Below are 12862 nucleotides of genomic sequence, written 5' to 3'. Positions count from 1 at the left end.
AATACATTTACCGAGGCTTATCATGTAAAAACCACACAACCAATTACTCCTTCCAACCTGGAGGAATTTTTACTGGGGTAATATTGGGATCGGCGATTTGTCGAGCAGTAGGAATCGTTCTTTTTGAAGAGAACGGTTATGTTTTTTTTACGAACTCATAACCCAGTTCACCGAAATAATTCCGGTGGTTATCTAAAAAATGTAGTTTGTGTTTGACAGATATCTATCTTTATCTTTCAAATTATGAAAACTATGCTGGCTGTAACTGATTTTATCGACCACACCGTAAAGGTTTGGGAAAATAGTCCGGAAACGCTTCCTGAATTTGAAAAGACTTACACCTCTGAGGAACAAAAACTGCGCGAAGAAAATTTCCAGCAGTTTCAACAAAAACTTGAGGTGCTTAAATCAAGGAAAAATGTGCGAACCCTTCAGAAAGAAGATCCGGGGCAGTCATTTTTTCCGTATTTCAAGGCGTTTTTAAAGAATGTGTTCGATTTTGAAGAAGACCAGCTTGAAATCATTCTTTCGGATAAATTTAAAAATGTATCAAAGGATTTTTTCTACCGGGCGCGTGAATTCGGTCCCGAACTTTCACCTGAAAATATTTACCAGGGAATGCGCAACGTATGGATTATGAATGGTTTGCAATTGATGATGGGCGTTCCGGTTGAAATTACCCCGTCTGTTTTTGGGTACAGCATGATTTATCCGTACAGCGACAATTACCTGGACGACCTTTCGGTTTCTGATGAGGAGAAAAAAGCATTCAGCAAACGGTTTAATAAACGGTTGCATGGTGAATTGGTAATTCCTGCCAACTCCACCGAGGAACAACTTTTTAAACTGGTTGAGTTGTTTGAGATACAGTACGCCCGACATCAATTTCCGGGGGTTTATGAAAGTTTGTACGCTATTCAGAACGGTCAAACCCGAAGCCTCGCTCTCATAAACTGCAACGGAATGCCCGACGGAAAAATCAGGGAAATTTGTTTTGAAAAAGGTGGTGCATCGGTTTTGGCCGATGGGTATCTGGTGGCCGGCCGGCTGACACGTGAACAGGAGCAGGCATTGTTTGGCTACGGCGTTTATTTGCAGCTGCTCGATGATATCCAGGATGTGAAGGAAGATACCGAAGGACACACCAAAACAATGTTTTCCTGCAGGGATAAAGATAGTTCGCTCAGCGTTTTTGTGAATAAAACCATCAATTTTGGGCGCACCATAATGCAAGAAATGAGGTGCTTCGATGGGGTGGATATTGATGTGATGCTGAAACTGATGAACAGGAGTATTGAATTGATGATTATCGAGTCGGCGGGAATGAACCCGGAATATTATTCTGATGGATACCTTGCTGTGCTGGATAGTCATTCACCGCTAAGGTTCAGTTATTTGCGACAAAAAAGAACCCAATCAAAATCGCAGCGATTTACTCTTTTTCGGAAATACTTTGAACAAGCTCCGAGGGAGAAAAAACAGTTTTCTCCCGGAGCTTTTTATATTTCGTAGATATGTGTCAATAGTTTTCAGAAAAACAGTAGAGTGAATTAAACCCACGCAAAATAAGGTCGTTGCCAACAATTACAGGCGACGCGTGAAAATTATCATTCACTTCGTTTATGGCAAGTACTTCGAAAGTTTCGCCACCTTTTATTACCATCACTACATTTTTGGCCGCTATGTACAAGCGATTGTCAACGCCTGTGGGCGAGGAGTATAAAGTACTGATTTCGCTCAGGTTTTCTGTGGCATAATAAGGGGCTCCGGTTTTGGCATCGATGCAGCTTAAAAAACCATTGTTTACACGCAGGAAATAGAGTTTGTCATTCAGCAGGACCGGTTGCGGTGTGTAAGGCGTGTTTTTGTTGTAAGTCCATAAAATGGCATCACCAGTTGTAATATCGCCTTTTGCTTTCGAAATATCAATGGCTTGCATGGCGCTTCCCCTGAATCCGCTCATTATATACAAAATGCCATCGCTGTAAATTGGATTGGGAATAACGTTGCGGGTTAAGCCGGAAGATGTCCAGATTACATTGCCGGTTTCAAAATCGTAGGCGGTTACATTATCGGTAGCGGCAGTTATAACCTGCGGCTTATCGTTTACTTCCACTACTGTTGGGGAAGACCATGAGGTATTTACATCGCGTTCTGCCTGCCAAACGATATTACCGGTTGTTTTGTCGAGTGCATATAAATAAGAATCTCCTTCGTGATCCCACAATACAAAAATTTTATCGCCGTACAGATAAGGTGAACTTCCTTCTCCAAAGCTCATGTGCTTTTCCATTTGGCCAAAGTCTTTTTTCCAAAGGATATTGCCTTCAAAATCGAGGCAATACAAGCCACGCGAGCCGAAGTAAGCATAAATATGTTCGCCGTCGGTGCAGGGGGAATTGGATGCCCAGCTACCCAGATCGTGCGTGTTTTCCTGTGGCCATTCGCGTGTTACCATTGTTTTCCAAAGAATTTCTCCCGAGTTGCGGTCAACCATCAATACTAAAAACTCGTGGATTTTATCAGTTTGGCTTGGTGCCATGCGGCTGCCTCCTCCGGCTCCTTCAGGGGCCTGTGGTGCTTTCTCGTTGGTTGAAACCGCGGTTTGCACAATAATTTTGTCTCCCCAAACAATTGGTGTGGCATGTCCCTTTCCGGGAATTGCAGTTTTCCATTTCAGGTTTTTAGTTTCACTGAATTCAACAGGTGGGTTACCTTTTATTGCTGCACCGGTTGCCAGCGGCCCCCGCCACTGCGGCCAGTTGTTCTCTGGTTTTTCCGTTTCAGCTTGAGCCGTTACTTCAATGGTAAAAAGAAGAAGGATACATAATGCGGAATAGATTTTTAGCTTCATAATGAATTTTGGTTTTAAAAGTTTTGACTCCTGAAATCAATTGGGGTTTAATGGTAATAAAGCTAAATTAACCTATTAGAATGTTGACATGTAATATTATCTTTTAAAACGATACCAATGAAAAGATAAAAATGAGACAGGAACCTTCGTTTTGTTATATATTTTTGCTTTTTAGCTGAACAGGAAGGTATAGGATCGTGTTGAAACAGTAACTAAATTAACGATGCAAGAAAAAGTAATCCATCTGGAATCGATTTCGAAGAATTACCGCGTAGGAACACAGGTAGTTCACGCTCTTAAAAATGTTTCGCTCGATATTTTCAGGGGCGAATATGTGGCTATTATGGGTGCCTCCGGTTCAGGTAAATCAACATTGATGAATATTATTGGCTGCCTTGATACATCCACCAGTGGTTCTTATATTCTCAATAACCGCGACGTAAGCCGTTTGTCTGACAATCAACTGGCCGAAATCCGAAATAAAGAAATTGGATTTGTCTTTCAGGTGTTTAATTTGCTTCCCCGCAGTACGGCATTGGAAAACGTGATGTTGCCGATGGTTTATTCGGGGGTTCGTAAAAATGAAAGAAAAAAACGTGCGGTCAGTACGTTAACCGATGTTGGCCTCACCGATCGTATGTTGCATCAGCCCAATGAGCTTTCGGGCGGGCAGCGTCAGCGGGTGGCCATTGCACGTGCGCTTGTTAATCATCCTTCGTTGCTGCTGGCCGATGAACCTACCGGTAACCTCGATTCCAAAATTTCAGAAGAAATTATGAAATTGTTTGCCGAAATTCACCGAAAGGGAAACACGTTGCTCATGGTTACACACGAAGAAGATATTGCAAGGCACGCACACCGCGTGGTAAAATTAAAAGACGGAGAAATTGAATCGGATGTGGTAAATCCGGATCCGGTTTATTAAAAATTTATTTTTGAATGAGAAAAGAGTGGAAAATATATACTAAAACAGGAGATGATGGAACTACAGGACTCGTAGGCGGCACCAGAGTAAAAAAATATGATGTCCGGCTTGAAGCATACGGAACTGTGGATGAACTGAATGCTTCAATTGGCGTAATTCGTTCATTTGAGTTTCCTGCAGGATACAAGAAGTATTTAGTTGAAATTCAGAATAAGTTGTTTAATATTGGTTCCCGGCTGGCTTCCGATGAAAAAGGTGAAGCCGTTACTTCAAAGCTTTCAATATCGGAAGAGGACATAGCAGAACTCGAAAAAGCCATAGATGAGCTGGATGAAGAGCTTCCTGAACTTACGCAGTTTATTCTGCCAGGCGGTGCACCGGCTGCTGCATATTGTCATGTGGCACGCACTGTTTGCCGTCGTGCGGAACGGCGTATCCTTGAATTCTCCGAACAAACTTTTGTTCAGCCCGAAATTATGAAATACATCAACCGGTTATCCGATTTTCTTTTTGTTTTGGCCCGTAAACATACTGCTGTTAGCGGTGTAGAGGAAATACCGTGGCGGCAGCCACAAAAATAATCGTGTCTGCTGTAGTTCGTAATCTTTTTTTATTATATTCGCGGCATTGTAAAAAACGATTTGAACCGCTTAAATTCATTAAGATGTATTGGACACTTGAGTTAGCTTCAAAACTGGAGGATGCTCCCTGGCCGGCGAGCAAAGACGAATTGATCGACTACGCCATTCGTTCGGGGGCACCACTTGAAGTTATTGAAAATTTGCAGGAAATTGAAGACGAAGGCGAAGTTTACGAAAGTATTGAGGACATCTGGCCGGATTATCCCAGTAAAGACGATTTCTTCTTTAACGAAGATGAATATTAAAATTTATCGGATAGAAACGGAAAAGCAGGTTTTTTCAAGCCTGCTTTTTTGTTTGTTGGTACTATAAATAATTTTTCAGCTTTTTTAGGGGTATTAAATCAAATTGATTGTACTTTCCATTTTTAAATTCAGCAATAAATTCCCGGTTTAACAGAAAAAGTTCACTGTTGTATTTATCCTGCGAGTAGGTATTCTCGGTTGTGAAATTTTCAAAATTGAACTGTGTGAAATTCAATTCACACGCCGACAGTTGCCACTCGCCTTCATCGTTGGTGAAAAGAAGCGGCAGCCCGTGGGTGCGGCAAATCACCGGCCGCGATTGATAAATGGTACAAACATGTTTTTGCAAAAACACGCACGAATCATTATTTTCACGTTGTGGAGGCAATTCTGCTTTATCAAAATTGTTGGCTCTTAATTCTTCCACGATAGAGAAAAATTCAACAGGTAAAATCCCGTAGTCCATGCAGCATGAGTCACAGCCAGATTTGCACTCCATGTGATGGTGGTGTTTCTTTGTCAGTTTTGCTGTAGCGGAATCAATTTCTTTCCTTTGGTTGTAGTATTTTTTATAAAATATTTTTGAGCGATCATCCATTTTTATTGTCCGTTTTCAGCCTACAAATTACGATAAAAAATTGCAGAATGTGGGAAGAAATCGTTAATTTTACCATACCAGAACAGAACAGTAGAACATTAACATAAATTAAAGACCGATGAAAAAAATATTGATTAACCTGAGTTTGATTTTGGTCAGCGTAACTTCCTATGCACAATTCACAAATTTTGAGTATTTAAATCCGAATCTGCCAGTTGATGAGCGGGTGGAAATTCTCGTGTCGCAAATGACCGTGGAAGAAAAAATTGACCAGATGGTTTACACGGCACCTGACATCCCGCGTTTGGGCGTGCCGGAGTACAACTGGTGGAACGAAAGTTTGCATGGGGTGGCGCGTGCCGGTTACGCCACTGTTTTCCCGCAGTCGATAACTGTTGCTGCCTCGTGGGACAAAGATTTGATTCACCGCGTGGCAACAACCATTTCGGATGAAGCCCGGGCGAAGCACCACGAGTTTGTTCGCCGCGGGAAACGGGGAATTTACCAGGGACTCACTTTTTGGTCGCCCAACATCAATATTTTTCGCGACCCGCGGTGGGGAAGGGGACACGAAACCTACGGCGAGGATCCTTACCTGACCGGAAAACTGGGAACCCAATTTGTAAAAGGGTTACAGGGCGACCATCCTGAATACCTGAAAACCGTTGCAACAGCCAAACATTATGCGGTTCACTCAGGCCCCGAACCATTGCGTCATGAATTCAACGCGTTGGTGAGTGAACGCGACTTGCGGGAAACCTATCTTCCGGCCTTCCGCGATTTGGTGGTTGAAGGCGGTGTGTATTCTGTAATGGGAGCATACAACCAGTTCCGGGGGCATCCGGCCTGCGCCAATCCAATACTGGAAAACATTCTGCGCAACGAATGGGGATTCGATGGCTACGTGGTTTCCGACTGCTGGGCGATTTCCGATTTTTTTAGGTTTCAGGATTATTCGGCCGATGCTGCCGAAGCTTCAGCCGTTGCCGTTAAAAACGGTACCGATTTAAACTGCGGAAATTCTTATCCTTTTTTGAGAGAAGCAGTAGAGCGTGGTATTATTTCGGAAGAAGAACTCGACAGGGCGGTAAAACGGCTGTTCACCGCCCGGTTTAAACTGGGTATGTTCGATGATAACGAAGATGTGCCGTATGCACAAATTCCGTTTACTGAAAATACATCGGATGAAAATGCGAAACTGGCGCTGGAAGCTGCTCAGAAAAGTATTGTTTTATTGAAAAATGCCCGCCTGCCAGGGCAGGAGAACAACACGTTACCGCTTTCGAAAAATATAAACAGGCTGGCCGTAATTGGACCAAATGCCGACAACTGGGAAGCTTTGCTTGGTAATTACAATGGAATTCCAAAAAATCCGGTGACAATTCTCGAGGGACTGAAAAGAAAACTCAACGATACTGAAGTCCTTTTTGCCGAAGGTGCCCACCTGGCCGCAGGAGTTTCAAATCTGCACCCCATTGCCGGTGAATTTTTGGTTACCGAAAAGGGTGAGCCCGGCGTAACAGGCGAATATTTCGACAATGCCGAGTTGGAAGGTAATCCGGTGTTTACCCGTGTTGATGAAAACATAGATTTTTACTGGGAGTCGCATGCTCCGGTACCCACACTGCCTGATGACGATTTCAGCATTCGCTGGACCGGTTACCTGGTGCCGCCTGTTTCCGGAACCTACAGTTTAGGTTGCTGGGGAATGCCCACGCTCGATGTTTGGCTTGAAGGTGAAAAAATCCTCAGCCATAATACTGAACACCACGCTTTTCATCATGAAACGGCAGTGGAGCTGGAGGCCGGTAAAAAGTACAAGTTTGTGTACGAATACAAAAACTGGCATGGCGATGGCGATGCCCGTTTGTTGTGGGCAATACCAAATCCGGATATGCAGAAGGAAGCTGTTGAAGTAGCTGAAAGAGCTGATGCTGTTGTTTTGGTACTGGGCCTTTCTCAACGGCTGGAAGGTGAGGAAATGGATATTGATGTAGATGGTTTTGCCGGCGGCGACCGCACCCACCTGAAATTGCCCAAAACGCAGCGCGAACTGATGCAAGCAGTTGAAGCAACCGGAAAACCTGTTGTTTTGGTGTTGCTCAATGGAAGCGCACTGGCCATCAACTGGGCCGATGAAAACCTGGATGCGATTGTTTCTGCCGGCTATCCCGGGCAGGAAGGCGGACATGCCGTGGCCAATGTCCTTATGGGCGATTACAACCCGGCAGGACGTTTGCCGGTTACCTATTACAAATCGGTTGATCAGCTGCCGCCATTTGAAGAATATGATATGGAAGGCCGCACCTACCGCTATTTTGAGGGTGAACCGCTTTACCCGTTTGGTTACGGATTGAGTTATACCACCTTCGAATACGATGCACTGGAACTGCCTTCGGAAACTGCTGCCGGTGAATCAGTAAAAGTAAAAGTAAAGGTTACCAATTCGGGCAACATGGCAGGCGACGAAGTGGTTCAGGTGTACCTGACCGATGAAAAAGCATCCACACCCCGTCCGATTGTTCAGCTCGAAGGTTTTAACCGGATTCACCTGCAACCGGGGCAAACAAAAACTGTGGAGTTTGAATTGACACCGCGTCAGTTTTCATTGATTGGTGAGGATGAAATAAGGGTGATTGAACCGGGCGATTTCACCGTTTATGTAGGCGGCGGGCAACCTGGTAAGAAAGGTGCTGTTACAGTGTCAGAAAAAATCAGGTTAACAGGCGAAACTGTAGAAATCAAATAGCAATAGTTGTTTTTAAGATATTCCGCCGCAGGTTCTTATAAATAAAAAGAGCCTGCGGCTTTATTTTTATTCTTTTCTGAAAACAAAAGAATAAACAAACAAAACTCCAAAAGCGCCAAATACTGAAAGTGTGAAACCAGTAATGGTAAACATCGGGATTACCCAATATAAAATTCCATGAATTAACGGCAGCAGACAAAAAATGGCTGCAATTTTTGAAAGACTTTTACCTTTAATTAACACAAAAAACAACAAGAAAAAGGCGAGTGCAAGGCCTCCCCATTTCAACCAGGTTATTAATTGAAGTTGATTGAGCGTAGGCAGCAACCCGGCAGTTATTCCACTTTTTGAATAGTTGTCTGTAATTTCAAGCAGCAGAATATTTTCAAAAAAATCGGCAGCCAATATCATGATGATTAAAGGAAAGCCGGCAAGTAGGAACCGGCTTCCGAATATTTTGTATGTTTTCCTGAAAAACAGGACCAGAAAGAGGGAATACGCCACCATGAAACTAAAATCGAAGTAATTCCCTGTATCAATCTTTCCAATTTTTATGGGTGACAGCGAACCTAAAAGCAGGTTTAAATCCTGCAGTGTTTTTGCAAACTCGAAAGCGACAATAAAATTTGGAAACCCATCAGGCTTAAACCCTGGAAAATAATTTCCCATTAAAATGGTAAGCACACCTACCGGAATTACCAGCAACCCGATTTTTGCATAAGGATGTGTTTTGAAATAGTTTTTCATTGCCGGTTTAATTTTTCCCAAATTAACGAAAAAACAAAACAGTTTTTTCTATCGTCCCAAACGGTAAGATAATTTCACAAGAAAAATATTGTGTGCTTTCTGTCCGAACAGTTGGTTTACATCATTCTGAAACCGAAAATTGCCGGAATTTTCAAAATTATCGCGGTTTTGCGACCATACCAGAAAAAGTGTTGAACCCGGGCGGTATTCCCAGCGAACAACCAGGTTCGACAAAAATTCCTTTACATTGAAATTGGGTTGGTCAAACTCATAATCTGCCTGATTATTTCTAGCTTCAGCAATAAAATATAGTTCGTCATTTGCGTTGTAACTGATTTGATTTTCTGAATAATATTGATACCGGTTGTTTACATCATCGGCTTTGGTGTTGGTGGCGTATTTAAAATCGGAATACTTACCGGTGGCAATAAATGGTTGTCCCCAGTATTGAATGGTCAGGTCGGGTGTAATATTGTAATTGAGCCTTACCGACATGTTCAGTGTATTTCGTTCGATGCGCCCCAGGATGTATCGTTTTTCATTCTCAAAATCTTTTTGGGTGACGTACTGCAACTCATCCATCGATTTATTGAAACCCGGCGAAACATCAATTCTTAAGGATTTGAATGGACGGTAACCAATTCCCAGGTTGTAATTCTGATTATTTTCAAAATCTTTTTCATTGCTGAAATAGTGACCGGTTGAAAAACTGAAAGTGAGTTTTTTTTGCTGATTGGTAGAAAATCCCAGGTAGATATTTTTGTAGCCGGGTAATTTCATGGATGGTCCGCCGCGGAGCATTGAATTGGAGAGCTGGGTTCCCCCCACGTTGAAATTTCCGTAAGCATTCCAGTAATTTTTAAAGTTCATCCACCAGTTAATATTACCTCCCGGTGCGGTAACATTGCCTCCAAAATCGAATTGTACCCACTGGTTCAGGTTGAGGCTGATTTCGCGGAATATTGAAAACGGTTCATAAATGCGGTAGCCGGCCCAGAATATCTGAAAAATATTATCCACCTGCTGTGCGTAGCCGATGTCATTAATTTCCAGTTCGGGCGATTTCCAGGCTACCCCACCCATAAATTTCAGGTTACCTCCCAATTTTCCCAAGGTGAGTTTTCCTCCCTGCCCGGTGAGCGAAGTGCGGGTGGTATCGTAATTTACATAATCAGCATCCGGTCGCTGAAAACTCCGGATGTACGATTCCTGGGTGTTTCTAATTGCTTTCTGGCTGCCCTTTACATGGCTGAAATACCATCCGGCATCCAGCATCCAGTTTTTATTGTTCCATTTATGGATGAAATCAATTCCGCCGGAATATGCGCTGGTGTGCAGAAAATCCAGTTGTGTGTTGTCAATTTTTCGGTTTACTGCTGTAAGCATCCCACCCAAATAAGTATTTCCATCGTTAAAATCTTTTTGAATGCGCGACACAAAGTAATTGGTTAACGGCTCCACGGTTTGTTCGCGGCTGTTCCCAACTCCCCTGATTTGAGCATCTTCTTCGGCAGTCACACTCTCCAATATACCCACCGACCAGCCATCGGGCGTTTTCCCCGTAACTTTGGCAGCTCCCAGAATACGTGTGAACTCGGGCATTCTGGCATATTCATCATTTTCCAGGTCGGGTGAATAATGAGGCTGGCTCCCAATCCGTCGGGAGTAAAACAATCCGTCGGAAGCCAGGTCGCCATCGCCGAACATCAATTTGTATTTCAAAATATTTTTTCCTTCGATGAAAAATGGCCGTTTTTCTTCAAAAAATGTTTCGTGGGTGGAGAGGTTTACTTCCGATGGGTCGGCTTCCACCTGGCCAAAGTCAGGATTGATGGTGAGGTCGAGAGTGAGGAAGTTGGTGAGGCCGAGCTTTGCATCGAGCCCGGCGTTTAAATTGTTGCTTTTTCCGTTTTTTCTGAAAGGATTATCCAAATCCTTCTCAAAACGTTCGGTACGCGCCACCACGTAAGGCATCACATCGAGTGTTTTTTTAGGCTGGATATGTTTTAATCCGTTCATAGTTCCAAACTGAGAAACCAGTCCCGACGCATCTCGTTTCATGTGCTGCCAGGTGGAAAGCTCTTCTTCCCGGAAAATGGTGCGAAAAACCTGCAATCCCCAAGTTTGCTCCTCGCCCTCACGGAAACGCAGCTGCGTCAGTGGAATTCGCATTTCGGTGTTCCAGCCATTTTCGGTGGTTGTGGTTTTTACCCACCAGATTGGATCCCACGAAAAATCTTCGTTTTCGCCGTCGTTGCTAATTACCCAGTCAACTTTTACACCCACGGCCGAAACGGCAAACATAAAAGCAGTTCGCCGGTCGTAGTAGGTATCAAAACCAATCCCAACCTGGTCGCCGTCAATGTCGTCACGCCGGGTCATACGCATCGAAATGCTGCCCGGATTTTTATCTATGGCTTTTATGGCTACATAAATATTATGTTCGTCGTAAAGAATTGCAAATTCAGTTTGCTGATACGGAGGGTTGCCTTCATTCGGTTCAAACTGCACAAACTTGTTTTCCCATTTCACCGACTGCCAGGCAGGTTCATCCAGCTTTCCATCTACATTAATATTGTAACCGTTTACCAGATTGGCGATGTAGCGTTTCTTTGAAATTTCCTGTGCCACAATTGACGGAGTAAAAATTAAACACAGGAAGAACATTGTCATCGTTTTCATAAAAATTGGCTTTTTATTAAGACTGATGAATGGGGTTTAGGTTACACGGAAATAGGATTTTTTACAGGATGTCTCCCTCCAGAATGGCATAATGAAAATTATCGACCCATTCCCCTCTGATTGGCAGAATTTTTCTCCGCGTTCCTTCGCGTGTCAGTCCGGCTTTTTCGAGTACGCGGATAGATACCAAATTTTGGGTGGCCACTCCGGCTTCAATCCTGTGCAGTTTGCATTCTTCAAAACCAAATTTTATGAGGGCTTTTGCCATTTCTGTTGCAAATCCATTTCCCCAAAACTTTGGGAAAAGTTTGTAATAGAACTCGCCCATTTTAAACCGGTCGTTTGATAAAGTCATTCCTGCGATGCCAATAAAGTCATTTGTTTCTTTCAGAATAGCTTTCCAGCAAAAACGGGAGCGGGGCGTTTCATTTTGGTTGTCGATGTAACCCTGGATATTATTTCGCGTTTCATCGAGGTTTTCGGGAATTCCTAATGTGTTGAATTCATCCACTTCGGGAACTAAATGAAGTTGGTGTATCTTTTCAAGGTCATTCCACGAAATTTCGTGCAAGGTTAGCCGGTCAGTTTGAATTTTCATTTTTGCAGATAAAGTTACTGCTTAATTTCCGACATGTCAATACGGATGGCACCAAGGTAGAAAAATGTGGCAGCAATTGCCATCAACACGTGACTTGTACTGGCGTAATTAAACCATTGATGGGGCGATATTTCATTCATGAAAATGAGGGCAGCCACTGCGGCAAAACCAATTCCGGTGAGAATGTATTTCCCGGCAATATTTCGGGTCTTGTAAAACAGGAAACTTTCGAGCGAAAGCACCACAAACATCAGTCCGTAGCCCGAATGAAATTCCACAAAAAAGAAATTGAGTGTGGTAACGGTGAGCGTCAGGAAAATCAGGAATTCAATAATATTCACCACTTTAAAACTGTTGACAATCGATTTGTTTAAATAAATCCGGGTGTGTTCAATTGCCGCCCGTTCCACAAACATTATGGAAATCATGCTCATTATCCAGCCCGGCAGTTTCCAGTAAAAAAGTTCCCCTCTGAAATTTTCAAAAAGATATAAAAACGCATGACCGACTACTCCGCCCAGAAAAGTGGCAATTCCCATGGTAAAAAAATAGATTTTGAAATAGAGAAAGGTCTTCTCCGTTTTACCAGATTGGTGAATTTTATAAGCATACAGAAAACATAGAAATGATACCAGTAAATCGGTTACTGTTACCACCGGTTCGTCAATTCGGATTCCCCACAAATAAACGGTATTTAATTCCTGCATTGGCCTGATTTTTTGTAACTGCTTTCAATGGAATACGTTTTGTTAAACAGATTGTTCATGAATGTTAATAATAATGAAGATTTTTTGTAGTATCAAATATTTTGCGAACCGTCTCG

The 12862-nt window shown here is 43.0% G+C and carries 11 protein-coding genes; 5 read left to right on the top strand and 6 right to left on the bottom strand.

Annotated elements, in window-relative coordinates:
• Positions 1-243: 243 nt before the first annotated feature.
• Positions 244-1512 carry a hypothetical protein gene (locus BUC07_RS13940; protein WP_073170654.1) on the top strand — a complete coding sequence of 423 codons (1269 nt, stop codon included), beginning with the start codon at positions 244-246 and terminating at the stop codon, positions 1510-1512.
• A gap of 7 nt (positions 1513-1519) precedes the next feature.
• Here the strand turns inward: BUC07_RS13940 and BUC07_RS13935 are convergent, their stop codons facing one another.
• Positions 1520-2854 carry a PQQ-binding-like beta-propeller repeat protein gene (locus BUC07_RS13935; RefSeq protein ID WP_083578263.1) on the bottom strand — a complete coding sequence of 445 codons (1335 nt, stop codon included), beginning with the start codon at positions 2852-2854 and terminating at the stop codon, positions 1520-1522.
• A 223-nt stretch (positions 2855-3077) separates the two neighbouring features.
• On the opposite strand from BUC07_RS13935, the gene BUC07_RS13930 reads away from it, so the two are divergent.
• From BUC07_RS13930 to BUC07_RS13920, 3 genes are all read left to right on the top strand, one after another.
• The gene (locus tag BUC07_RS13930) at positions 3078-3779 is read left to right on the top strand and encodes an ABC transporter ATP-binding protein (protein WP_073170652.1); all 702 of its coding nucleotides are present in this window, start codon (positions 3078-3080) and stop codon (positions 3777-3779) included.
• Between the two features lie 14 nt (positions 3780-3793).
• Positions 3794-4360 carry a cob(I)yrinic acid a,c-diamide adenosyltransferase gene (locus BUC07_RS13925; RefSeq protein WP_073170649.1) on the top strand — a complete coding sequence of 189 codons (567 nt, stop codon included), beginning with the start codon at positions 3794-3796 and terminating at the stop codon, positions 4358-4360.
• An 83-nt stretch (positions 4361-4443) separates the two neighbouring features.
• Positions 4444-4665, top strand: coding sequence for a DUF2795 domain-containing protein (locus BUC07_RS13920; RefSeq protein ID WP_073170646.1), 222 nt, complete (start codon positions 4444-4446; stop codon positions 4663-4665).
• 61 nt (positions 4666-4726) lie between these two features.
• Here the strand turns inward: BUC07_RS13920 and BUC07_RS13915 are convergent, their stop codons facing one another.
• Positions 4727-5263, bottom strand: a complete 537-nt coding sequence (locus BUC07_RS13915; RefSeq protein ID WP_073170641.1) for a YkgJ family cysteine cluster protein — start codon at positions 5261-5263, stop codon at positions 4727-4729.
• 118 nt (positions 5264-5381) lie between these two features.
• Between BUC07_RS13915 and BUC07_RS13910 the strand changes: the two genes are divergently transcribed.
• The gene (locus tag BUC07_RS13910; RefSeq protein ID WP_073170638.1) at positions 5382-8012 is read left to right on the top strand and encodes a glycoside hydrolase family 3 C-terminal domain-containing protein; all 2631 of its coding nucleotides are present in this window, start codon (positions 5382-5384) and stop codon (positions 8010-8012) included.
• A gap of 66 nt (positions 8013-8078) precedes the next feature.
• Here the strand turns inward: BUC07_RS13910 and BUC07_RS13905 are convergent, their stop codons facing one another.
• The 4 genes from BUC07_RS13905 to BUC07_RS13890 all read right to left on the bottom strand — a co-directional run bounded on the left by BUC07_RS13905 (position 8079) and on the right by BUC07_RS13890 (position 12746).
• Positions 8079-8759 carry a hypothetical protein gene (locus BUC07_RS13905; RefSeq protein ID WP_139279590.1) on the bottom strand — a complete coding sequence of 227 codons (681 nt, stop codon included), beginning with the start codon at positions 8757-8759 and terminating at the stop codon, positions 8079-8081.
• Between the two features lie 48 nt (positions 8760-8807).
• A complete protein-coding gene (locus BUC07_RS13900; RefSeq protein WP_073170632.1) occupies positions 8808-11441 on the bottom strand; it encodes a DUF5916 domain-containing protein in 2634 nt (877 codons plus the stop codon).
• Between the two features lie 61 nt (positions 11442-11502).
• Positions 11503-12039: a GNAT family N-acetyltransferase gene (locus tag BUC07_RS13895; protein WP_073170629.1), complete on the bottom strand. Its 537-nt coding sequence runs from the start codon at positions 12037-12039 to the stop codon at positions 11503-11505.
• Positions 12040-12053: 14 nt separating this feature from the next.
• Complete coding sequence (locus BUC07_RS13890) at positions 12054-12746, bottom strand: DUF6962 family protein (RefSeq protein ID WP_073170626.1); 693 nt, start codon at positions 12744-12746, stop codon at positions 12054-12056.
• Positions 12747-12862: the final 116 nt, after the last annotated feature.

The organism is Tangfeifania diversioriginum (genome assembly GCF_900141875.1).
Classification (GTDB): domain Bacteria; phylum Bacteroidota; class Bacteroidia; order Bacteroidales; family Prolixibacteraceae; genus Tangfeifania; species Tangfeifania diversioriginum.
Note: the sequence above shows the minus strand (reverse complement) of the source record. Positions and strands in the feature narration are given on the sequence as shown.

What these genes read in the sequence shown, in the direction of transcription:
- BUC07_RS13895 (WP_073170629.1), bottom strand. Translation starts at nt 12,039, where the DNA reads ATGAAAATTCAAACTGACCGGCTAACCTTGCACGAAATTTCGTGGAAT.
- BUC07_RS13925 (WP_073170649.1), top strand. Translation starts at nt 3,794, where the DNA reads ATGAGAAAAGAGTGGAAAATATATACTAAAACAGGAGATGATGGAACT.
- BUC07_RS13920 (WP_073170646.1), top strand. Translation starts at nt 4,444, where the DNA reads ATGTATTGGACACTTGAGTTAGCTTCAAAACTGGAGGATGCTCCCTGG.
- BUC07_RS13910 (WP_073170638.1), top strand. Translation starts at nt 5,382, where the DNA reads ATGAAAAAAATATTGATTAACCTGAGTTTGATTTTGGTCAGCGTAACT.
- BUC07_RS13940 (WP_073170654.1), top strand. Translation starts at nt 244, where the DNA reads ATGAAAACTATGCTGGCTGTAACTGATTTTATCGACCACACCGTAAAG.
- BUC07_RS13890 (WP_073170626.1), bottom strand. Translation starts at nt 12,746, where the DNA reads ATGCAGGAATTAAATACCGTTTATTTGTGGGGAATCCGAATTGACGAA.
- BUC07_RS13905 (WP_139279590.1), bottom strand. Translation starts at nt 8,759, where the DNA reads ATGAAAAACTATTTCAAAACACATCCTTATGCAAAAATCGGGTTGCTG.
- BUC07_RS13900 (WP_073170632.1), bottom strand. Translation starts at nt 11,441, where the DNA reads ATGAAAACGATGACAATGTTCTTCCTGTGTTTAATTTTTACTCCGTCA.
- BUC07_RS13930 (WP_073170652.1), top strand. Translation starts at nt 3,078, where the DNA reads ATGCAAGAAAAAGTAATCCATCTGGAATCGATTTCGAAGAATTACCGC.
- BUC07_RS13935 (WP_083578263.1), bottom strand. Translation starts at nt 2,854, where the DNA reads ATGAAGCTAAAAATCTATTCCGCATTATGTATCCTTCTTCTTTTTACC.
- BUC07_RS13915 (WP_073170641.1), bottom strand. Translation starts at nt 5,263, where the DNA reads ATGGATGATCGCTCAAAAATATTTTATAAAAAATACTACAACCAAAGG.